17 protein-coding genes and 1 pseudogene are annotated in these 22,249 nt (G+C 72.7%); 3 read left to right on the forward strand and 15 right to left on the reverse strand.

Features of this window, described 5'->3' with window-relative positions; genetic code table 11:
* Positions 1-76: 76 nt before the first annotated feature.
* From O7608_RS19870 to O7608_RS19890, 5 genes are all read right to left on the reverse strand, one after another.
* A complete protein-coding gene (locus O7608_RS19870) occupies positions 77-748 on the reverse strand; it encodes a hypothetical protein (RefSeq protein WP_289206033.1) in 672 nt (223 codons plus the stop codon).
* Between the two features lie 2 nt (positions 749-750).
* A complete protein-coding gene (locus O7608_RS19875; RefSeq protein ID WP_289206034.1) occupies positions 751-1,149 on the reverse strand; it encodes a PadR family transcriptional regulator in 399 nt (132 codons plus the stop codon).
* Between the two features lie 77 nt (positions 1,150-1,226).
* Entirely contained in the window at positions 1,227-2,519 is a 1,293-nt protein-coding gene (locus tag O7608_RS19880) for a cytochrome P450 (RefSeq protein WP_289206035.1), read from the reverse strand.
* A 329-nt stretch (positions 2,520-2,848) separates the two neighbouring features.
* On the reverse strand, positions 2,849-4,543 hold the full coding sequence (locus tag O7608_RS19885; protein WP_289206036.1) for a S8 family serine peptidase: 1,695 nt from the start codon (positions 4,541-4,543) through the stop codon (positions 2,849-2,851).
* Positions 4,544-4,713: 170 nt separating this feature from the next.
* The gene (locus O7608_RS19890) at positions 4,714-5,508 is read right to left on the reverse strand and encodes a siderophore-interacting protein (protein ID WP_289206037.1); all 795 of its coding nucleotides are present in this window, start codon (positions 5,506-5,508) and stop codon (positions 4,714-4,716) included.
* Between the two features lie 240 nt (positions 5,509-5,748).
* Here O7608_RS19890 and O7608_RS19895 point away from each other — a divergent pair, with 240 nt between their 5' ends.
* Positions 5,749-6,201: a rhodanese-like domain-containing protein gene (locus O7608_RS19895; protein WP_289206038.1), complete on the forward strand. Its 453-nt coding sequence runs from the start codon at positions 5,749-5,751 to the stop codon at positions 6,199-6,201.
* Between the two features lie 105 nt (positions 6,202-6,306).
* Here O7608_RS19895 and O7608_RS19900 read toward each other — a convergent pair whose 3' ends face one another.
* From O7608_RS19900 to O7608_RS19940, 9 genes are all read right to left on the reverse strand, one after another.
* On the reverse strand, positions 6,307-7,968 hold the full coding sequence (locus O7608_RS19900) for an amidase (RefSeq protein WP_289206039.1): 1,662 nt from the start codon (positions 7,966-7,968) through the stop codon (positions 6,307-6,309).
* 11 nt (positions 7,969-7,979) lie between these two features.
* Positions 7,980-8,285: a hypothetical protein gene (locus O7608_RS19905; RefSeq protein ID WP_289206040.1), complete on the reverse strand. Its 306-nt coding sequence runs from the start codon at positions 8,283-8,285 to the stop codon at positions 7,980-7,982.
* 113 nt (positions 8,286-8,398) lie between these two features.
* Positions 8,399-9,547: a hypothetical protein gene (locus tag O7608_RS19910; RefSeq protein ID WP_289206041.1), complete on the reverse strand. Its 1,149-nt coding sequence runs from the start codon at positions 9,545-9,547 to the stop codon at positions 8,399-8,401.
* Positions 9,540-10,097, reverse strand: coding sequence for an RNA polymerase sigma factor (locus O7608_RS19915; protein ID WP_289206042.1), 558 nt, complete (start codon positions 10,095-10,097; stop codon positions 9,540-9,542). Before O7608_RS19915 ends, O7608_RS19910 begins: the two co-directional genes overlap by 8 nt.
* A 52-nt stretch (positions 10,098-10,149) precedes the next feature.
* A complete protein-coding gene (locus tag O7608_RS19920) occupies positions 10,150-12,861 on the reverse strand; it encodes a type 1 periplasmic-binding domain-containing protein (protein WP_289206043.1) in 2,712 nt (903 codons plus the stop codon).
* A gap of 92 nt (positions 12,862-12,953) precedes the next feature.
* Positions 12,954-13,646, reverse strand: coding sequence for a hypothetical protein (locus O7608_RS19925; RefSeq protein ID WP_289206044.1), 693 nt, complete (start codon positions 13,644-13,646; stop codon positions 12,954-12,956).
* Positions 13,636-14,754: an adenosine deaminase gene (locus tag O7608_RS19930; RefSeq protein WP_289206045.1), complete on the reverse strand. Its 1,119-nt coding sequence runs from the start codon at positions 14,752-14,754 to the stop codon at positions 13,636-13,638. The genes O7608_RS19925 and O7608_RS19930 overlap by 11 nt, the downstream gene beginning before the upstream one ends.
* Positions 14,755-14,776: 22 nt before the next feature.
* The gene (locus O7608_RS19935) at positions 14,777-17,545 is read right to left on the reverse strand and encodes a molybdopterin-dependent oxidoreductase (RefSeq protein WP_289206046.1); all 2,769 of its coding nucleotides are present in this window, start codon (positions 17,543-17,545) and stop codon (positions 14,777-14,779) included.
* Positions 17,542-18,384 carry an FAD binding domain-containing protein gene (locus tag O7608_RS19940; RefSeq protein ID WP_289206047.1) on the reverse strand — a complete coding sequence of 281 codons (843 nt, stop codon included), beginning with the start codon at positions 18,382-18,384 and terminating at the stop codon, positions 17,542-17,544. Before O7608_RS19940 ends, O7608_RS19935 begins: the two co-directional genes overlap by 4 nt.
* A gap of 138 nt (positions 18,385-18,522) precedes the next feature.
* On the opposite strand from O7608_RS19940, the pseudogene O7608_RS19945 reads away from it, so the two are divergent.
* Positions 18,523-19,539: pseudogene (locus tag O7608_RS19945) on the forward strand (XdhC family protein); the annotation flags it as partial.
* Positions 19,540-19,680: 141 nt separating this feature from the next.
* On the opposite strand, the gene O7608_RS19950 reads toward O7608_RS19945, so the two are convergent.
* Positions 19,681-21,234: a PucR family transcriptional regulator gene (locus O7608_RS19950; RefSeq protein ID WP_289206048.1), complete on the reverse strand. Its 1,554-nt coding sequence runs from the start codon at positions 21,232-21,234 to the stop codon at positions 19,681-19,683.
* 138 nt (positions 21,235-21,372) lie between these two features.
* Here O7608_RS19950 and uraD point away from each other — a divergent pair, with 138 nt between their 5' ends.
* Complete coding sequence (uraD, locus tag O7608_RS19955; RefSeq protein ID WP_289206049.1) at positions 21,373-22,248, forward strand: 2-oxo-4-hydroxy-4-carboxy-5-ureidoimidazoline decarboxylase; 876 nt, start codon at positions 21,373-21,375, stop codon at positions 22,246-22,248.
* Position 22,249: the final 1 nt, after the last annotated feature.

The raw sequence follows: 22,249 nt of genomic DNA on the forward strand, positions 1-22,249 counted from the left end.
GGACGCTACCCGCTCAGCGGTGACCCGGTGTGATGGTCGGCATACCTGGTGGCCGCTGTGGTCGTGGCGGGGTAGTTCAGCCGGCGGTGACCAGCGGGGCCGGTGCCGGGTCGCGGACCGCCCAGCGGCGGGCGAGCATGGTGGCACCGATGATCGCACCGACGACGAGTGCGATCTCGAGGGCGACGACGGTGGGTACGGTGCTGAAGCCGGTCGCCCAGGCGTAGGCGATCGTGAGCGGGGTGACGACGATGCCGGCAGCCGGCATGAGCAGCAGCATCCTGGTGGCGGTGGCGCGTATCCGGGGCAGGTCGCGCAGCCGGGTGCGCACGGCGACGACCGCGCCGGCGACCAGCAGCGCGGCCGGGATCCCGTAGTAGACGGCGACCGCCAGCAGCAGTGGCACCCGGTAGCTGCGGGGCAGGTCCACCAGGTGCACCACCACCGGGTAGATCACCATCATGGCCAGGTAGCCGAGGACGGTGCCGGCCACCGCGCCGGCGAGGGCGGTCCGCACGACGCGGCCGTACTCGGCCGGGACGCGGGCGACGCCGGCTTCGTCGGCCAGGCGGCGGGCGAGTCCGGGTACGTCGTCGCCGAGCAGCTGTGCCGGGGTGATGCCGTCGGCGACTGCGGCCGCCAGTTCGCTGCGCAGGTCGGCGGCGAGGACCGCACGGTCGGCGCGGGTGACGCCGTAGGCCCGCCAGGCGTTCTCGGCGGTGGCGACGGCGTCGTCGATGGTGTCCATGGTCAGCTCCTCGGGTTGTCGCCGACGGCGTCGGTGAGGGTGGCGTCGACGAGGCCGACGAAGGTGGCCCACTGCTGCCGCCAGCTGCGTAGCCGGGCGTGGCCGGCGGCGGTGAGCGCGTAGACCTTGCGATCCGGGCCGGCGGGGCTGGGCTGGGTCTCGTTGGCGACCAGGCCGAGGCGGCGCATCCGGGTCATCAGCGGGTAGATGGTGCCGTAGCCGACGCCGGTGAATCCGGCGGCTTCGATCCGGCGGACGAGTTCGTAGCCGTGTGCCGACTTCTTGGCCAGCAGGGCGAGCAGGCACATGTCGAGCGCGCCGCGCAGTAGCTGGGTCTGTCGGTCGCCGTCGGGGGGGTCGTTCGCTCCGTCTGGAGGGTCGCCTGTTCCGGCCGCTATCATGCGTCGCATAATAGGCAGACCTATTATGCGACGTCAAATAGTTGCGGCCGTCGTGTGGCCGGGACTGTCGGTACCGCTCAGGTCGTGAACCGGGCGCGCAGGCCGGCCGGGGCGAGGCGGCCGGCGAACGCCGGCCCGGCCGACGCGGCGTTCGGGGATGCGATGGCGAACCGGCCGGCCAGCCGGGAAGTGACGAGCGCGAGTTGACGCCTGGTCAGCATCGTGCCCAGGCACACCCGTGGTCCGGCACCGAACGGCAGGTAGGTCAGGCCGGGTGCGGCCGCGCCGGTCAGCCACCGGTCCGGGTCGAACTCCTCCGGCCGCGGCCACCACCGTGGGTCCCGGTGGATCAGGTACGCGTTGAGCAGCACCTCGTCACCGGCACGCACAGACCATCGACCGACCGTCGTGTCCCGGCGTACGGTGCGGGTCAGCAACCACGCCGGTGGGTGCAGGCGCAGCACCTCGGCCACCACCGCCCCGGCCAGGCCGCCGTCCGCGCGGCCGCCCCCTGCCTGGCCAGCGTCCGTGCGCAGCCTGGCGACGAGCCGTGGCCGCAGAGCCAGTTCCCGGACGATGGACGTCAACGCCGCGGCGGGGACGCCGTACCCACCGATCAGGACGGTGCGCAGCGTCGACACCACCAGATGGTCCGGCAGCGTCGGGTCGGCGGCGAGCAGTACGTCGAGCAGGTCGGCGGCGGGCGTCGGGTCACCCGCTCCCGAGCTGCCGGGGCGACGGTCACCGGCTGCCCGTCGTCGGGCGACGACGTCGCTGAGCGTCTCGGTGAACCGCCGGTGGGCGTACCGGAAACGTCGCCGCCGCACCGTCGGCAGCCAGGGCGGCGCCGCGTACGAGGCGGTCTCGAACGGTGCGGTGGCGGCGATGGCGTCGGCGAGTGTGCGGGGTACGTCGCCGGCGTCGGCGCCGAGGCAGTGGTCGGCGATCGACCGGGCGGCGAAGGCGCGCATCACGTCGAGTACGTCGACCTCGTGGCCGCCGGTGGCGGTCAGCACCTGGTCGAGGATCTGGGCGGTACGGATGTCGATGGTGGTCGTCGCCTGTGCGACCAGCCCGGCCCGCGCCGCCCGCCGGGCCGGTGTCCACTCCCGTCCGGAGGCGGCGGCGAACTCCAGGTCGGGCGGGCCGTCGAAGGGCGTGAGCTCGGTGACGAAGTCGCCGCCGGTGCGGGCGAGGACGTCGTGGGCGACGACCGGGTCGATGACGCAGACGGTGCGTTCGTCGAACGAGAACACGTCGCCGTACTCGGTGTGGCAGCGTCGGAGGAAGCCGATCCGGTCGGCCTCGTACGGCCGGATGTTGCCGGTCAGCCAGTGCCCGCGCGGACCCGGTGGTCGGTTGGTCGCCACGGGTCCGGCGGGACGTGGTCGGCGGGGCGTCGGATCAGCCGTAGTGGTAGGGCCAGTAGATGTAGCGTCCGCTGACGCGACGCCGGCCGATGAGCCGGGTCGCCAGGTGCCGGAGCGTGCGCATCTCGGCCACCTCCTCGATCAGTTGAGATGAATCGATCTCATGATCGTGGCACGTACCGGAGCGATCACGCAATGGAGCCGAATGAAAACTTGAGGTTACGGCGGTGAGGTCGACGTACTTCCACACAAGACGTCACCGGCCGGGCCGGACGGGACGCTGGTCGTCCCGTCCGGCCCGGCCGGCGGTGCCGTACGGTGCTGTTACCTCAGCGGTGGTGCAGCGGCCTGGTCACCGCCGCGAAGGCGTCGACGATGCCGTGACCGTAGAACCCGTTGAAGTTCTTCCCGCCGTCGCAGTAGGCGTCCCACTCGGGGGAGCGGCCCTCGTTGGCGTACGACACCAGACGCGGCTCCGGGCAGGCCGTCTTGGCCGCCGTCCGGTACAGGTGCGACTCCACCTTGTCCGGGTCGAGGGTCAGCCCGCCGCGCCGCACGTCACGCTTGCCGTACTTGCTGACGATCAGCGCGGCCACCCCGGAGACGTGCGGCGACGCCATCGAGGTGCCCTGCAGGTAGGTGTAGTACGCGCAGACCCCGGCGGCGGTGCACTCCTTGGCGACGTACGCCTCGGCACCGGGCACGATGTTGCCGTCGGCGTCGACCGCGCCCTCCTCCTGCAGCACGTGCAGCGGGTACGACGACAGGATCGTGTTGTCGTAGGTCCGGTGGGTCGGGGTGCCGTACCCGTCGCGGAACCAGCCGCCCGGCGCGGCCACCGAGATCTGCTCGGTGCCGTAGTTGGAGTAGTCGGACTTGGCCTTCGACGGGCCGATCGCCGACACCCCGATCACATGTGCGCCTTCGACCGGCAGATCCCAGCAGGTCGAGTTGTCGATGGTGCGCAGCCGGGGGGTGCCGCCGTAGTTCGGGCTCGACGAGTCCGGGCGGGGGCTGCCCAGGTCCTCGTGGTTGTTGCCGAGCGAGCCGACCAGGGTGACGCCACGCTTGTGCGCGTACCGCAGGGCCCGGTTGACCGCCTCGATGGTGGCCCGCTGCGACGCCTGCTCCTCGGCGGAGTCGGCCGGGTTGTTCAGGCAGTTGTACAGCCACGGGTCGATGTAGAACGACATGTTGACCACGTCGATGCCGGCGTCACCGGCGTAGACCAGGGCGTTGACGACCGAGTCGAGGAAGAAGTAGCCGGAGTCCTGGCCACCCTTGAGCGCCACCAGGGTGACGTTCGGGGCGACGCCGGACAGGCCGAAGCCGTTCGCGGCCGCGCCGATGGTGCCGGCTACGTGGGTGCCGTGGCCGCTGTCGTCGCGGTCGACCGGGTCGAGGCAGCTCTCGACCTCACACGGGCCGTCGATCTCCGGGATGTCCGGGGCGAAGTTGCGCGACAGGGAGTAGCTGAAGTTCGGCCGCAGGTCCGGGTGCTGGCCGTCGATGCCGGTGTCCAGGATGCCGACGGTGACGCCCCGCTTGCCCGGCTCGACCTTGCGGGACTTGTCTGCCCGCATCATGGCCAGGCCCCACAGCTTCTCGTCGAGCGGATCCATCCGGGTGCCGCGCTTGCCGGCGGCTCCGGCCGACCGGCCGCCGACGACGCGGTGCTCCTGCTCGACGGCGTCGAAGCGGGCCCGGGGGGCGTACCCGATGGCGCGCTTCTCGGCGGCGCCGAGCAGCGCCGGGGCGGCCGCGACCCGGGCGGCGAAGTCGGCCTCCTCGGTGACGACCTCGTACATGCCGACGCTGGCGGTGCTGGCCACGACGGTGCCACCGGCAGCCTCGATGGCGGCGACGGCGGCGGCGGTGCTGGCGCCGGCCTCGGCGACCACTGTGTATGCGGCGGTGTCGTGCGACGTGTCCGGTGCGGCCACGGCCGGTCCGGCCGGTACGGCGCCCAGCAGGGCCAGCGCCGTCACGGTCGCGACGGCGCCAGCGGTGAAGCGTCTGCTCACCACATCATCCCCTTCGTAGAATGTGCATGTATCACACGGGATCGACGCCACTACGGGTAGTGGCGCCTGGGGTAATGTACAGCCGCTTCGTTACCGACGGGAGTCCGCTGTGGGCGGTGCTGGCCGGGCCGGCCGGTGGGCCGCGGTCGGCCCCCGGGCGGGCGCCGAGGTCAGTGGGCGGTGCCGATCCGCCAGTAGCCGGTGAAGGTGATCCGTCGCTTCGGAACTCCGATGTCGACGAGGTGACGCCGCCCGGTGGTCGGCAGAGCCTGCTCCCCGGCCAGGTAGGCGGAGACGGTCGCCGGGGTGTCGGTGGTCCAGGCCGTGACGGCGGCGAGCGCGACGGAGCCGGGGCGGGTGCCGGGTTCCCGGTGCAGCCAGCGCACCTCGAAGCCGGTGGGGGCGTCGACCGGTTGGGCGTCGGCCGGGTCGGGGATCTCGATCACGGCCAGGCCCACGGCGTCGCGCGGCAGGTCGCGCAGGATGCCGGCGATCGCCGGCAGCGCCGTCTCGTCGCCGGCCAGCAGGTGGTACGTGGTGTCCGCCGGGTAGTCGTAGCCGCGGCCCTGGTCGAGCAGGGCGACGGTGTCGCCGGGTGCGGTCCGCTGCACCCAGCGGGTGGCCACCCCCTCGTCGCCGTGCACGACGAAGTCGATGTCGAGTTCGCGGTCGGCGGGGCGGAACGCCCGTACGGTGTAGTTGCGCAGGTGTGGCCGGGTCGCTGCCGGCATCCTCAGGTACTTCAGGTAGCCGATCGTGTCGGCCCGGTGCGGTACGTCGAAGTTGGTCTCCCCGCTCTCCTGCGGCAGGAACAGCCGGAACCAGTGGTCGAAGCCGTGGTCCGGTAGTCGCTGCAGTTGTTCGCCGCCGACGGTCACCCGGATGATGTTCGGGCTGATCCGTTTGGTGCCGACGACGTCGACGACACACAGCGTGGTGTGCTTCTTGGCATCCTTGAAGCTCATGGGTTTCTCCTTCCGGAAGCCCCGCTGGCGCCGCCCGACGGTCGCGCCCCGGCACTGATGATCAGCTAGGTCAGGTTTGGCTAACCTTAGTTGATGCCGGAGTCGTCGGGAAGCGCCGCCACCCGCCACCCGTCGGCTGCTGGCCGGGCACGGCCGGTCGGGCACGGCTGGCGGGATGTCCCGCAGGATTGGCACCACCGCCACTGTCCCCGACGGATGCCGGTCGGTGACGATCCGACCATGTCGAAGGTTCTCGCCGTGGCACCGGCGTCGCCGGCCGCCGCAGCCACCCATTTCGCCGCCCAACTGGCCTACCAGACCGACGTCAGCGACGTGCACGCCGACCTGGCCGCAGGCGTGTCCGACCTGGTCGTCGTCGATGCCCGGGGCATCGACGCGTGGCGGCACGGCCGGCTGCCGGGTGCGCTGCACCTGCCGCACCAGGAGATCGCCACCCGGGCCGCCGACGTGGTGCCCGTCGGTGCCGTCGTCGTCACCTACTGTTGGGGGCCGGGTTGCAACGGCGCCACCCGGGCCGCCCACCGGTTCGCCACGCTCGGCTACCAGGTCAAGGAGATGATCGGCGGATACGAGTACTGGGTCCGGGAGGGGTTCGAGGTGGTCGGCGACGCGGGGCCACGTCGTGCCCGGGTCGACGAACTGACGGCGGTCGCCACCAGCTGCGACTGCTGACGCCGCTACCGCGCGGCCGGTCGGGCGCTGCGGCATGGCTGATCAACGCCGGCGGCCGTCCACCTGCGGGTGGACGGCCGGCACGGGTCGGACCTGACTGGTCGGTCACTGGGTGAGGTCGGCGACCTCCTCGGCGGTGAGCCGGCCCCGGGCGGCGGTGGCCGCCGCCGAACGGGCGGCCGTGGCGGGTGCGCTCGCCGGAGGCTCCGGCGGCCGCCGCCAGTGCCAGTCGGTGACCGCCTGGTACGCGGCGGCGACCGACAGCAGCCGGTCCTCGGCGTAGGGCAGTCCACCGAGGATGGTGCCGATCGGCACCCCGCCGCCGGTGAACCCGATCGGGAACGCGATCTCCGGCAGTCCGACGATGTCGAACGGCACCGGACTGGTCTGCACCACCACGTCGCAGGTGCCGAAGATCTGGTCCAGGATCCGCTCCAGCAGCAGCAGCTTGGCCCGCTGACCGGTGACGTAGCCGTTGGCGTCGAGCAGGCAGCCCTGCAGCCAACTGGTCACCGACACGCCGAATCCGCGCAGATCGTCGCGTAGGTAGGGCATGAACGGCTCACTACGCTCGGGCAGTCGGACGTTGTTGAACGCGCCGCCGGTGAGCAGGTCCCACTCGTCAGGGAACGGCACCTCGACCAACTCGCACTCGGGGATCTCCGCCATGGCGGCGAGGAACGCCCGGCGGGCGAGCGCGGTCTCGGACGTGCCGTCCGCGTAGCCGGGCAGTACGCCGATCCGCGTCTTCCACCGCATCCGCAGGTTGCCGCCGTCGTAGCGCGGGGTGGCCGCGTTGATCAGGTTCGGCACCGGTGGCAGGCCCTGGCTGCGCGGGTCGGCCGGATCGGGTCCGGCCATCGCCATCAGCATGATGGCGGCGTCCTTGGCGTCGCGGGCCAGCGGTCCGGGATGGTCACGGCTGTAGGTCAGCGGAATGATCCCGGCCAGCGACACCCGGCCCATCGTGGGTTTGATGCCGGTGAGGTTCTGTGCGTTGGACGGCGCGGTGATCGAACCGCCGGTCTGGGTGCCGATGCCGGAGGTGGCCATCCGGCCGGCGACGGCGGTCGCGGTGCCGGTCGAGGAGCCGCCCGGGTTGGTCGACGGGTTCGTCGGCGTCCAAGCGTTGACCGTGGTGATCTGGCCGTTCGGCAGCGTGGCCCGGCTGGTGGCCAGCGGCCCCATCTGGGTCTTGCCGAGCACGATGCCGCCCTGCACGACGAGCTTCGCCACCGACGTGGCGTCGTACGGCGGCACGAAGTCCTGGAACAGGTAGGAGCTGGCGGTCGTCAGCACACCTTCGGTGAAGTAGTTGTCCTTGATGGCCAGCGGGATGCCGTGCAGCGGGCCCCGGTACGGGCGGTTGGCCCACTGCCGGGCAGCCTTGAGCGCCGCGTCGGCGTTGACCAGATTGAACGCCAGGTACGTCGACTCGTACGCGGCGATCCGGTCCAGGTACGCCTGCACCAGCTCCACCGGGACGATCTTGTTGTGCCGGATCATCCAGGCGGCCTCGGACAACGTCCACTCGGTCGGGTCGGACATGACCGACTCGCGCGGCTTGTTGTACGCGGCACCCTTGTCCAGCTCGGGGTTGAACTTGACCGCCGGGCCGCTGACCGGGCTCGGTGCGGCCGAGGCGATGCCTGCCAGGCCGGGAAACGCCACGGTGCCGACGGTGGTGGCGGCGGCCAGTGCTGCCGTACGGGCCAGGAACGCCCGGCGGTCGAGCAACCGGTCCAGCGGCTGCTGTACGTCTGTCATGGCGTCCTCTGTCATCGGGGCTTGCGCCATTCGGTGCTGATGGACGGGTAGAGCATCGGTGCCGGCTGCTGGGACAGCGCCATCGCCGTCGCCGGGTCGGTGGCGTCCGGGGTGGGCAGCTGGTACGCGGCGAGCGTCGGGACGGTGCTGCGCATGAACGACCGCAGCGAGGCGAGTACGGAGTCACGACCGGGGGAGCCGGTGACCGGGTCGGCGGTGGTGCCGGCGGGCAGTTGGTCGAGGTCGATGCCGAGTGAGGCGAGCCGGGCGATGATCAGAGTGTTCAGCTGATCGTCGGTCGGAGGGGTCGGGGCCATGGAACCTCCTGGCTGTGAAGCGATGGCCCACAATCTGCGGTCGGATCGTGTCGGCGACGTGTCGCGACCATCACGTGATCATGAAGATGCCCAGGTCAGGGCCGATCGATGGGTCATTCTGCCGGCCCTGGTACGGATTGCCAGCTGATGCCGTCCACGGTGACCTGGCTGACCGACCACGGGTGGTGCCCGGAGCTCCACAGCCGTCCCGGCAGCGCGTCGAGGTCGCCGTACGGCCCGGCGGTGCCGGCCGTGAAGGTCGCCCCGTCGTCGTCGCTGATCCACGTCGGACACCGGTCCTGGCCGGTGCCGGCGACCAGCAGCCGCCCGTCGGCGCCGATGGTCGCCACCCGGGTCGTTACGGCAGGCAACGTCGTCGGCACCTCCTGCCACCGTTGGCCGCCGTCGTCAGTGCGCCACAGCGTCGGCCGGCTGCCGACACGGCTGTCGAACAGCGCGAACGCCGTCGCGGCGTCCCGGGCCGCCAGCCCGCTGACCGTGGACCCGGCCGGCCCGGCACTCACCCGCCAGCTGGCACCCCGGTCGGTGCTGACCGCCACCGCAGTGCCTGTGCCACCGACGGTGTACCCGGCCGTCCAGATCGCCCCGTCGGCGGTGACGTAGACCAGCCCCGTGTCGGTCGGCGGGTCGGCCAGCCGGTACAGCCGACCGTGCAGCGGGTCGACGGCCACCGGCGGCCGTAGGTCCGGGCAGGGCGTCAGACAGTTGACCGGCACCGCCCACGGGGGGAAGTCCGCGACCGTCAGCGCCGTGCCCGTCACGTCCGACCAGGTCCGGCCGGCGTCGGTCGAGACATGGTCGGTGGCGCCGACACCGACCAGGTAGACGTCCGGGGTGAGCGCGAACGCGATGACCCGCGACACCCGTTGGCCGGCGGTGTCGTGCAGACACGACGTCCCGGGGTCCGGTCCGACCAGCGGCAGCCAGCTGGCTCCGCCGTCCACACTGCGGGTGAACCGGACCTGGCAGTCCTGCTCACTGCTCTCGTAGCCGACAACGGTGCGGTCGTCGAAGACGACCAGCCGCAGGCCGGCCGTTGGCGGGTCGTCCGCGCCCAGGTCCCGCCCGACGGTGGCGGCCAGCCCGGGGGCGACGACCGCCACCACGAGCAGTCCGATCGCGACCCCCACCAGGGCCGTCAGCCGACGGCGTGCCCGCGTCCGCAGCCGCCGCAGCGGTGGCGCGGTGACCCGTCGGCCGATCCGGTCGGCGTCGAAGCCGGTCACCGAGGTCTCAGGCATGGCTACTCCGATCCGGACGACGCGGTGTCAGGGGCGGCGGCGCTGCTGGGGGCCCGTCGAGCAGCGCCGCCAGGGCGACCCGGCCCCGCGACAACCGGGACTTCACGGTGCCCTCGGTCACCCCGAGTGCTTCGGCCACCTCGGCGACCGGCAGGTCGGCCAGGTAGTGCAGGGCGATCGCGTGCCGCTGCCCGTCCGGCAGCTCTCGCAGCGCCCGCATCAGGGCGACGTGCGCGGTGGAGGTGTCGGCGATGAGCCGTTCGGCCTCGACCGGTGCCGCGAGCCGGGGCAGCAGCCGGGCCAGGATGCGGCGCCGCCGGTGCCGGCTGCGGGCGAGGTTCACCGCCACCCGGCGCAGCCACGCCTCCGGGTTGTCGAGTGTGGTGAACCGCTGCGGGAACATCAGCGCCCGCACGAACGCCTCCTGCACGACCTCCTGCGCCTCGCCGAGGTCACCGGTGACCGCGTACAGCTGGACGACGAGCCGCCGGTAGCAGCCGGCGTACAGCGCGCCGACGATGTCGTCGGCGGGCGCCGGGGAGTCTCGCATGCCTTGTCCCACTCCCCGGCGCGGTGCCAGGTTCCCGCGATCGGCGATCCAATCAGGGTCGGGGCGGCCCGGCGGCGGTGGCGGCCCGGCAGCCGGGTGGATCCTCCGGGTGCGCCCGGCCGCAGAAGAAGATCTCCTGCGGCTCCTGGTCGACCTGCGGCACGCTGGCGACGTACATCAACGACAGGCGTTTCCCCACCGGCTCGCCGGTGCCGGCGTTGAACGTCGTCGGTCCGGTCACCCCGTCGTACGCACCGCTGGTGTTCTGCCGCAGTACCTCGGTGAAGAGCGCGACCGCGCTCACCGCCGCCGGATCCCATGGCTGGGAGCCGACGGTCAACCGCGCGCCGAGCTCCTTCATCGCGTCGATCAGCATCATCGCCGCGTCGTAGGCCAGCGCGACCCGCTCGCCGACCGGCGGCCCGGCGGTGCCGGTGCAGCGCCGCTGGCCGAGCAGATCGTCGCGACGGATCAGGTCGAGGAACCGCCGCCGCTTCTCGTCGACGCTGGAGTCGGCGACGAGTCGGCTGCACATCGCCAGCGCCGCCTTGGACACGTACGTCACCGGCAGGTTGCCGGGCGCATTGGCGCGTAGCTGATGGTTGGCCAGATAACGGTTGACCGAGTCGTCGGCGACGAGGTGTCGGGGCGGATCGTTGCGGCAGTCCCGCAGCGCCTCCAGGAACTCGTCGAACTCCGAGTAGCGACCGGCGAAGAAGAGCAGCCCGGGGTAGCCGCACTCGTGCCGCAACGAGTCACCGACCCGGAACGGGGCCACCGTCGCCCGGGTGCCGAACCGGCTCCGCATCCCGGAGACCAACGTGTTGACGTAGAGGTCGTCGGCGAGCGGGCTGTCGTCGCCGGTGGTGTAGTAGACGTGCGCCTCGGTGACGCCGAGCACGTCGGTGGCGTACGTCGACACCAGCGTCACCTGGTCGACGTTGGGCGCCACCATCTGCAGGTAGAGCTTCGAGTGCTGGTGCAGCCCGTCGGCGGACAGCGTCGGGGCGATCGCCGGCAGCCGGACCTCGTGCAGCCGTCGCAGCGCCGCCGCCGTGGTGGACCGGCTCTCGACCAGGCCGACCACCCCGACGACCGTCGGATCCCTCTCGGCCAGCCCGGCGACGAGTTCGACGGTCCGCTCGGCGTGCCGCATCTGCTTGCCGCCGTTGGCCACCACGATCCGCAGCAGTGGCAGCCCGTCGGTGCTCGCCGAGCCCTTCATCAGCGCGTACTGCGCGACCGCCAGCCCTTCCAGCTCCTCACGTTCGGAGACGTAGGAGACCTCCCGGGGACCGGTCCGCTGGCCGGTCATGATGCCCAGGTAGACCAGCGTCATCAGCGGCCGGCGCCGCTGACTGGCCTGCCAGATCTGGGTGACCTCCGCGTTCTGCCGGAAGATCCGCTGCTGGATGTCGCGTAGCGCCTGCTGACCGGGGTCGTGGTTGAACACGTACCGCAGGCTGTCGCTGTAACCGACGCACTCGCCGTCGATCAGCCGCAACGCGATCTGGCCCTGGCCGGGATGCGGCAGACAACCCGGCCCCCAACGCCCGGCGGCCCAGGTCCCACCGGCGGCGAGCAGGGCCAGGACCACGGCCGCCGCCACGGTGCGCCGGGCCCACCAGGGCGGTGCCGGCGGCACCAGGTCCGGCACCACCGGGTGGGCGTGCCGGTCGGTACGGTCCGGCACCGACTCCAGCACCAGGAACCAGGCATCGGTACGGCGCAGCCGACGCTGCTCCGGCAGGGCGTCCCGCCATGCGTCCAGACCGATGCCCGCCTCGGCCAGGTGCAGCGGCGTCGTGAAGCCAGCGGCGGCCGGTCCACCCGCGGCCGACCCGCCGTCGGCCGCGTCGGCGACGATCAGCAGCGGATCCCACCGGCCGGTCTCGTTGCGGACGTCGTTGACCAGCCGCAGCAGCGCGTACCCGGCGTTGCCGGGGGCGACGTCCGACAGCAGCAGCACCGGGTACGCGGTGCGGTGCCACCCGGTCGGCGACCAGAACCGGCGGGCGTAACCGGCCCGCAGGTCCTCCAGGAAGGCGTGCACCAGCAGCTTGCGTACCTGCTCGGGTTGTTCACCGGTGCGCCGGTCGGTGGTCAGCCGTTCCGCGAAGCCGATGAAGGTGCCGCTCTGCCGGGGCGCGAGGTACTGCTGGCGCATGAACCAGCGGTACCGTCCACCGAGCACCGGAAGCCGACCGGACAGGGCGGCCCGGAACACCACGTCCGGCACCGCCCGCAGGACCAGCCAGAGGACCAGCCGGTACGCGGTGGCGAACAGCGTCTCCGGCTCCGAGGCACCCTGCATGTTCTCGGTGGCCGGCCGCCGACGCCACTGCCGCAGCATCTGGGTGATCCGGGCCCGCCGTTCGGTGACCTCGACGTCGGCCAACCGCTGGTCCATCAGCCACCGGGCCAGCGGGTAGTGCCGGAAGGTGAACGGGGTGCCGCCGAACGCGTCCAACGCCAACTGGTGGTGCATCACGTCGAGCAGCGACCGGATGCCACCAGAGTCGGGGAACCGGGCGGCGTCGATCACGACGTGGGGGACACGTCGCCGCTGTGGCCGCCGCAGCCGCCGCAGCAGCCCGGCACGGATCTCGGCGCCGGTGGTGCCGACGGTGACGACGATCGGCAGGTCGTGCTCACGCCGGCGGGGGCGGCGCAGCAGCCTGCCGACGACGGCCAGCAGCTCGGCCATCCCGAGCGAGGCGAAGCGGTCGCCGGCCCGGTCGCCTGCTGTGGAGTCACCGGTCATCTACCCAGTGTCGACCATGGGCGCCAGCCGTGGGGGCACCGTCGGGCGGTGCTGCGCGTCGCCGGCTTCAGTGGGCGCGGCGTCGGCATGCCTCAGGCGGCGTCGCGCACCCACGCCTCGGCGTGCGGCCCGGCACCGACCAGCCGCAGCAACTGGATCGACTGGGTGGGATCGTCGACCGTGACGAAGTAGGAGTTGCCCCGGCGCAGGTGCTGGTGGACGGTGAGGCCGAGCGCGTCGCCGGCGTCGGTGAGCGCGGTCAGCGCGCCCGGATCCGGCACCCGTACCCGGATCTGGCTGCGCCGCCGGGAGCCGTTGGCGACCAGCAGCGCGGCCCGCCACATCGTCCGCGCCGTCGAGGTGCGCTGGCCGGTCCGCACCTGCGGGCCGACCTGCCAGACCGCCGCCTGCCACAGCCGGTCCAGCCAGGCGGTGACCTCGGCGGCGTGGTCAGCGGTGACCAGGACGTCGAACTGCTCCCGGTCGTCGCGTCCGCGTGGCGGCGCGGTGGTGGCGAGCCGTACGCCGGGGAACTCGGCGTCGATGACCGTGGCGACGCGTTGGGCCAGCGCCGGGTACCCGGTGCTGACCAGGCTCACCAGCCCGGTCCGGCGTTGCCACGGCACCGGGCGCAGCAGATGGGTGACGGTGGCCGCCTCCACCCGGGGCAGCCGGTCGGCGGGGACGGCAGCGGCGAGCGCGTCGAGCAGCCGCCGGTGCGGGATCGCCCCCCAGCGTGGCGTCCCCGCCCCGGCGCATGCACGGGTACGTACCTCAACCGACATGGTGGGCCTCCGCCTCCGCCAGCGGCTCGGCGATCAGCTTCGCGTACGCCGGTTTGATCACATCGTCGATGATCGCCAACCGCTCGTCGAACGGGATGAACGCACTCTTCATCGCGTTGACCGTCAACCACCGCAACTCCGACCACCCCCACCCGAACGCCTCCACCAACAACCACATCTCCCGCGACATCGACGTCCCACTCATCAACCGGTTGTCCGTATTCACCGTCACCCGGAACCGCAGATCACGCAACAACCCGATCGGATGCTCACCAATAGACCCCACCGCCCCCGTCTGCACATTCGACGACGGACACAACTCCAACGGAATCCGCTTGTCCCGCACATACGCCGCCAACCGCCCCAACCTCACCGCACCACCAGCACCCACCTCCACATCATCCACAATCCGCACCCCATGCCCCAACCGATCCGCCCCACACCACTGAATCGCCTGCCAGATCGACGGCAACCCAAAAGCCTCACCCGCATGAATAGTGAAATGAAAATTCTCCCGCTGCAGATACTCGAACGCATCCAGATGACGCGTCGGCGGAAACCCCGCCTCCGCCCCCGCGATGTCGAACCCCACCACCCCCGCATCCCGGTACCGCACCGCCAACTCCGCGATCTCCTGCGACCGCGCCGCATGCCGCATCGCCGTCAACAACGTCCCCACCCGCACCACCCGACCCGACGCCGCCGCCCGCGCACACCCGTCCGCGAACCCCGCCACCACCGCCTCCACCACCTGACCCAAACCCAACCCCCGCGACAGATGCTGCTCCGGCGCGAACCGCACCTCCGCGTACACCACCCCGTCCGCCGCCAGATCCACCGCACACTCCGACGCCACCCGGAACAACGCCGACTCCGTCTGCATCACCGCCACCGTGTGCGCGAACGTCTCCAGATACCGCTCCAACGACCCCGAATCCGCCGCCGACACGAACCACCGACCCAACTCCACCGGATCCGACACCGGCAACACATGACCCACCTCATCGGCCAACTCCACCACCGACTCCGGACGCAACCCCCCATCCAGATGGTCATGCAACAACGCCTTCGGCGCCCGAACGATCTCCGCCAACGAAACAACCGTCATGTCGCTCTTTCTTCCTTACTGTCTACTGGTCGGCCGAGTGGCCGTGGTGCAACGTGTGCCATACCCGGTCACGGGTGAACGGCAACTCGGTGAAACGGACCCCGGTCGCGTCGCGCAGCGCGTTGGCCAGCGCGGCGGCCACCGGGTTGAACGGGCTCTCACTCATCGACTTCGCGCCGGCCGGCCCGAGCGGGTCGCTGGTCCGGGCGAAGTGCACCTGGGTCAGCGGCACGTCGGCCATCGTCGGCAGGTGGTAGCTGCGCAGGTCGGGGGTGCCGACACGGCCGGCATCGTCGATCGTCACCGCCTCGGCCAGGGCGGCACCGAGCGCCTGGGCGACCCCGCCTTCGATCTGTCCCCGGCACTGCATCGGGTTGATCACCGTACCGGCGTCGGCGCTGTGCACGCTGCGCAGGATGCGGATCGCGCCGCTGTCGGGGTCCACCGCGATCCGGAACCAGTGCACGTTGAACGCCACCGACCGCCGCATCCCGTCGGTGTGTCCGTCGGCGGCCAGCAGTTCGCCGTCGGCGGCCGCGCGGCGGGCCAGTTCGTCGAGGCCGACCGGTCGGTCGGCGCACCATACGGTGGTCCCGTCGAGCCGGCAGTCGGCCGGATCGGTGCCGGTGGCCCGCGCGGCGGCGGCGATCAACCGGTGCCGCAACGCCTGGGCGGCCCGCTGCGCGGCCGCGCCGGCCACCACGGTGCCGGTGGAGGCGAACGCGCCGGTGTCGTGGCCGACCAGCGCGGTGTCCGACTGCCGTATCCGGATCCGGTCCACCGTGGTGGCCAGGGCCTCGGCGACCAGCTGCCGGTGCACGGTGGTGGAGCCGTTGCCGAACTCCGCCATCCCGATGTCCAGGTGGTATCCGCCGTCGGCCCCGACGGTGATCCGGGCCCGGCCGTGATGCCCGCCCGGCGGGCCGGTGGCGATCATCGCGACCGCCATGCCCTCGCCGACCTGCCACCCGTCGCCGGCCGGCAGGTCCTCGCCGACCTGCCACCCCTCGGCGGCCGCCGCGCCCGCGTCGGTGCGGCGGGCCCGGTCGATCAGCTCCAGGCACTGGTCCAGGCCGTAGCTGTGCACCTGCACCGTGTCGTCGTGCCCGACCGGGGTGACCAGCGGATCGTGCGGCCCGATCACGTTGGCGGCCCGGAACGCGACCGGGTCGTGCCCGAGCCGGCGGGCGAGTTCGTCCACGGCGGACTCCACCGCGAACGACACCTGACCGAGCCCGTAGCCGCGAAACGCGCCCGCCGGCACCGTGTTGGTGTAGACCGACCAGCCGTCGACCTGCTTGTTCGGGCACCGGTACACGGCCACCGACTCGCTGCAGCCGTGTGCCAGCACGGCCGGGCCGTGGTTGCCGTACGCGCCGGTGTCGGCGACCACCCGCAACCGGATCGCGGTCAGCGTGCCGTCCCGCCGCCCGGCGACACTCACCCGGACCTCGAACGGGTGCCGGGTGGTGGCCGCGGTGAACTGCTCCGTACGGGTGAACTCCAGTTTGACCGGCCGCCCGGTGCGCAGCGCCGCGAGGGCGACCACGTCCTCGACGAGCATCTCCTGTTTGCCGCCGAAGCCGCCGCCGACGCGACCGGCGACCACCCGGACCTGTTCGGTCGGCAGGTCGAACAGCCGGGCCAACGCCCGCCGGGTCAGGTACGGCGTCTGGGTGCTGGACCGCACGGTGATCCCGCCGTCGGGCTCCGGCCAGGCGATGGCGCCGTGGGTCTCCAGATGCGCGTGCTGCACCCGCTGGGTCCGGAACGTCGCGGTGTAGACGGCGTCCGCCTCGGCGATCGCCCGGTCCACGTCGCCGACCGCGCCGTGCACCTCACCGGCGACGTTGTCCGCCGGCCGGGCGATACCGGTGGCGGCGGCGTCCTTGTCGTGCAGCACCGGCGCGTCCGGTGCCATCGCCACGACCGGGTCGAACACCGCCGGCAGCGGTGCGTACCGCACGTGGACCAGGGCGGCGGCGGTCCGCGCGGCCGCCTCCGTCTCGGCCACCACCACCGCGACCCGCTGACCGACGAAGCGGACCACGTCGTCGAGCAGCCGGGTGTCGGCCGGATCCTCGTGCGGGTGTTCGTGCTGGGCGGTCGAGTACAGCTTGTCCGGGCAGTCGCGGTGGGTCAGGACGGCGAGCACTCCCGGCACCCGCATCGCCGCGTCGAGGTCGAACCCGGTGATCCGGGCGTGCGGTACGTCCGCGCGGACCAGGACGGCGTGCGTCAGGCCGGGGACCGTCACGTCGAAGGTGAACCGGGCGGTGCCGGTGACGATCTGCCGCCCGGCCGGTGCCGGCACGTTGCCGCCGACCGCGCCCGCCTGTCCGGCCGCGCTGTCGCAGGCCACGTGGCACACGCCGGCGACGGCGTCGCGGATCGCCCGGTAGCCGGTGCACCGGCACAGGTTGCCCTTCAACGCCCGGGGCAGGTCGGCGCGCTGGTCGTCGTCGAGCGCGGCGACCGTCATCAGGAACCCGGCGGTGCAGAACCCGCACTGGAAGCCCTGCGCGTCGAGGAACCGCTGCTGTACGGGGTGCAGCTGGTCGCCGTCGGCGAGCCCTTCGACCGTGGTGACGCGCCGACCGGCCGCCCGCACAGCGGGGTAGATGCAGCTGTGCACCGGCTGCCCGTCGACGTGGACGGTGCAGGCGCCACAGTCGCCCGCGTCGCAGCCCTTCTTCACCCCGTACCAGCCCTGGTCCCGCAGGAACGTGCGCAGGCACTGACCAGGTGCGGGTTGCCCGTCGGCGGTGACCCCGTTGACCACGATGCTCATCGACGCCCACCCGTCGGCCCGGCGGCGGTCAGTTCGGCCCGTATCTCGGTTGCCAGCCGCAGGGTGCGGTGCCGCCGCCAGGCGGGCAGCCCGTGGACGTCGTCCATCCAGCCGGCGGCGGCGCAGGCGTCGTCCACCTGTTCCCGTAGCCGCGCCTCGGTGAGTCCCGCCGCCAGTCGTAGCAAGACCGGTCGGCGGGTGGCGGCGGTCACCGACAGCGACCACCCGTCGGTGTCGGGATCGGCGCGGCCGACGACCAGCGCGGCGGAGCGTCCGTGGGTGAACAGCGACGCCCGGCGCATCGCGTAGCGGGCTCGCCCGGCCTCCGCCGGCAGCCGTACGCTGCGCAGATACTCGCCGTCGGACAGGACTGTGGACTCGACGTCGCGGACGAAGTCGACGGCTGGCACCGCGCGGCGCCCACCGGCCAGGTCGTCGACGGCGCACCACGCGCCGGTCGCCACCGCCAGGGACGTCATCGGGCCGGCGGGCAGCGCCGCGCAGATGTTGCCGCCCACCGTCGCCACGTTCCACACCTTGTGTGAGGCGAGCAGCGCGTCGCAGCAGCGGCGGATCAGCTCACCGACGCCCGTCCAGCCGGCCGGGGGCGTGAACCGGGCCAGTTCGGCGATGGTGCAGGTGGCGGCGATCTCGACCCCGTCGTCGTCGACCCGCAGCGACGGCCAGCCCAACAGGGTCAGGTCGCGTAGCCGACGTACGTCGGGCTGCGGCTGCGAGTAGAGATAGCTGCCGCCGGCGAGCCAGCGGTCACCCGGACGCCAGTCGCCGTCGTCGGCGGCGATCACGTCGGAGACGGTATGCAGATCCACGCTGGGCATCGTCGCGCCGGGCCGGTGAGCGGGACAATGACGGCGGACCACAATCCGGCACCGCCGATTGCGGGCGCGGTTGGACGAACCTACAAGGCGGCCCGGACGGGCTTGACCCGGCGATCAGCGGTTACCCATCGTGGGCTGATGTTCAGCCCCGACCCGCTCGCCACGGTGCTGCGCTGGTGGTCCACGGGTGCGTCGGTCGCGCTGGCGTCGGTGACCGCCACCGCCGGCAGCGCCCCCCGTCCGGTCGGCACCGCCATGCTGCTGGCACCGGACGGCTCCGTCACCGGCGGCGTCTCCGCCGGGTGTGTCGACGCCGCCGTGCTCGACCTGTGCCGCGACGTGCTGCGGACCGGGGCGACCCGGTTCGCGCGTTTCGGCGACGGCGGCGACGACGTGTTCGCGCCCGGACTGACCTGCGGCGGCACCGTCGAGGTGTTCGTGCAACGCCTGGACCGTGCCGGCGCCCCGGACCTCGACCGGCTCGCCGCCGCGCTGCGGCAGGGTCGGCCGGTCGCGGCGGTGACCTGCGTCGACGGACCTGCGGCCAGCCGGGGCCGGTGGCTGCTGGTCGACGGTGGCACCGACCATGGCACCCTCGGTGACGCCGCGCTCGACGCCGTCGCCGCTCGGGCCGGCCGGGCCGCGCTCGCCGACGGGTGGACCCGGCTGGTCCGCCCGGCGCCCGAAGTGTCACTGCTGGTACGCGGATTCACCGCACCGCCGCGCATGATCATCTTCGGGGTGTCGGACTTCACCGCGGCGGTGGCCCGGCAGGGCCGCTTCCTCGGCTACCGGGTGACGGTGTGCGACGCCCGTGCGGTGTTCACCACCGCCGAGCGGTTTCCGGACGCCGACGACGTGGTCGTCGACTGGCCGCACCGCTACCTGTCCGCCGAGGCCGCCGCCGGCCGGGTCGACGACCGGACCGTGCTCTGCGTACTCACCCACGACCCCAAGTTCGACGTGCCGTTGCTGCGGGTGGCGCTGGACCTGCCGGTGGCCTACGTCGGTGCGATGGGGTCGCGCCGCAGCACCGCCGACCGGCGTGCGCGGCTGCTGGCCGTCGGGGTGCCGGACGCGGCGTTGGCGCGGCTGCGGGCACCGATCGGGTTGGACCTGGGTGCCCGTACCCCGGAGCAGACCGCCGTCAGCATCGCCGCCGAGATCGTCGCGACCGGCAGCGGCCGTCCCGGTGGGTGGCTGACCGCCGGCACCGGACCGATCCACGACCCGGCCGACGACGCGGGCCGGGCCGACGACGCGGGCCGGGTGCGCCGGGCCCGCCGCGCCGACCGGTCAACCGGCGGCGAGCCGCAGCGCCAGGAAGAAGTCCACCCGGTCCTCGAACCGGCTCAGGTTCCGGCCGGTCAACCGCTCGATCCGGTGAATCCGGTACCGCAACGTGTTGACGTGCACGTGCAGCAGCTCGGCGCAGCGACTCCACGATCCACCATTGTCGAGGAACACGGTGAGGGTACGGACCAGGTCGGCGTGGTGGTCCCGGTCGTAGGCCTCCAGCGGCCCGAGCAACCGGGCCCGGAAACCGCGCCGGGTGCCGACCGGCACCCCGGCCAGCAGCAGCGAGTGCGAGGCGAGTTCGCCGGCCGCGACCACGCTGACCGGGCCCGAGGCGGACCCGGCCGCGGACCGGTGGGCGTGCAACGCCTCCTCCACCGCCCCACCGAGACCGGCCGCGCCGACACCGGGCGCGCTGACCCCGAGGGTGAGCCGGCCGCCGCGCAGGCCCGGTGACATCCGGTCGGCGGCGGCGACCAGCGCCGTACCGATCGACGTCGCCATCGGTGGCGGCAGAGCCAGCACGGCGAGGGCCCCCGACTCGAGATCCGGTTCGAGCAGCGCCACCGCCCGGTCCGGGACCACCCGACTGAGGAACTCGTCGACCACCGCCACCGTCAAGGTGCCGGGGGCGCGCATCCCGTCCAACGTCGCCGCGACCGCGACGAACGTCGCGTCCGGGTCCAAGCGGGCGGCCAGCAGCGCCGCCCGCAACCCGGCCACGTCCCCGGGCACCCGCAGCGCTGCCCGCAACTGCCCGGCCAGCCGGGCCTCCACCCGGGCCACCTCGTCGAGATGGGCCCGCTCCAACGCCACCACACTGGTCAACTCGTCCACGGTGCCCGGCAGCGCGTCCAACGCGCCCCGGCAGGCCACCAGCCACGCGGCGAGCCGATGCTCGGCCCGGCCCGGCACCCCGAACACCGAGTACTGCTCGCCGTCGACCGTCACCGTGGTGGGCAGCCGCTGCGCTGTCAGGAAGGCCCGACTGAGCGCGTCGGCGACAGCGTCGGTCAGCTGCGCCGTACCGGCCACCACCCGCCCACTGGTGGTCAACGTCCAGCAGTCCCGGCCGATCGCCCCGGCCACCGTCGGCAGCAGGTCGGCGAGCCGTGCACCGGCGGCCATCGCCGCGACCAGCCCACGCTGGCGGCCCAGCACCGTCGCCAACGAACTGGCCCGCTGCGCCCACAGGGTCGGGTGCACGTCGTCGATGATGTCCCGGAACGACACGTCGGCCGGCACCTCGAACAGCGGTATCCGGTGCCGCCGGCAGGCCGTGACCAGATCCCGGGGGACACTGCCGTGCAGCGCCCCGCCGGCCCCGAGCGCGGTCACCCCGGCGGCGGCCAGCGCCGACACGAACACCTCCGACTCGGCTGGCCCCCGGTGCCACATCAGGCCGGTCAGCACCAGATCGGCGGCGGCCACGTACCGGCCCGGGTTGGGCAGGTCGATGACGTTGACCCGGCCCACCGTACGGTCCCGTCCGTCGTCGCCGGTGAGCGGGAGCAGCTTCAGGTGGGCCTTGTCGAGCACGTCGGCCAGCAGCACGGGGGTCGCCTCCGGTCACGGTGATTGGATGAACCTCCAAAACCGTACGGCGACGGTGTTTCGTCTTTGGTCCCCGCGCCGCTACCGACCCGCCGACCCCGGCTGCTTGACTGCTGACCAGCGAAAGGGGTGCCGGGAGTGGATCGCGGACTCGACGTGTTCAACACGCTGCCCGCCGACGACGTGCGCGCACAGCTGCTGAGCTGCTGCGCCGCGCCGGACTGGGCGGCCGCCGTGGCGGCGGCCCGCCCGTACCGGGACCGGGCGGCACTGGCCGCCACGGCCTGTGAACAGCTGAGCGGGTTGCCGTGGCCGCAGGTGCTCGCCGCCGTCGCCGCCCACCCGCGCATCGGACAACCGCCGTCGGGCGAGGGCCGGGAAGCCGGCTGGTCCCGCCGGGAGCAGGCCGCGTCGGCCGGCGGCGACCAGCACGGCGACGACGCCGCCCGCGCCGAGCTGGTCACCCTCAACGACGCCTACGAGCAGCGGTTCGGCTACCGGTTCCTGATCTTCGCCAACGGCCGGGGTGCCACCGAGCTGGCCGCCGCCGCCCGCCGCCGGCTGCACCACGACGACACCGCCGAACAGGCGGTGGTCCGCGTCGAGCTCGGGCAGATCGCGGCACTGCGCGTCGGCCGACTCGTCGACGACCTCGCGCCGACCACCGCCAGCAACGCCGCACCGATCTCCACCCACGTGCTGGACACCGCCACCGGCGTCCCCGTACCCGGCCTGCCGGTCCGTCTCGACGTCGCCGACCCGCACGTCGCCGGTGGCTGGCGCACCGTCGCGACCGGACGGACCGACGCCGACGGGCGGCTGCGGGACTGGGCACCGGGCCAGGCGTGGACCACCGGCGGGTACCGGCTGGTGTTCGACGTGGCCGGGCACCTCGGCGACGCCGGCTTCTACACCGAGATCCCGGTCGCCTTCGTCGTGCACGACGCCGCCCGCCACCACCACGTACCGCTGCTGATCAGCCCGTACGGCTACACCACCTATCGAGGGAGCTGAC

This window comes from Solwaraspora sp. WMMA2056 (assembly GCF_030345095.1).
Classification (GTDB): Bacteria; Actinomycetota; Actinomycetes; order Mycobacteriales; family Micromonosporaceae; genus Micromonospora_E.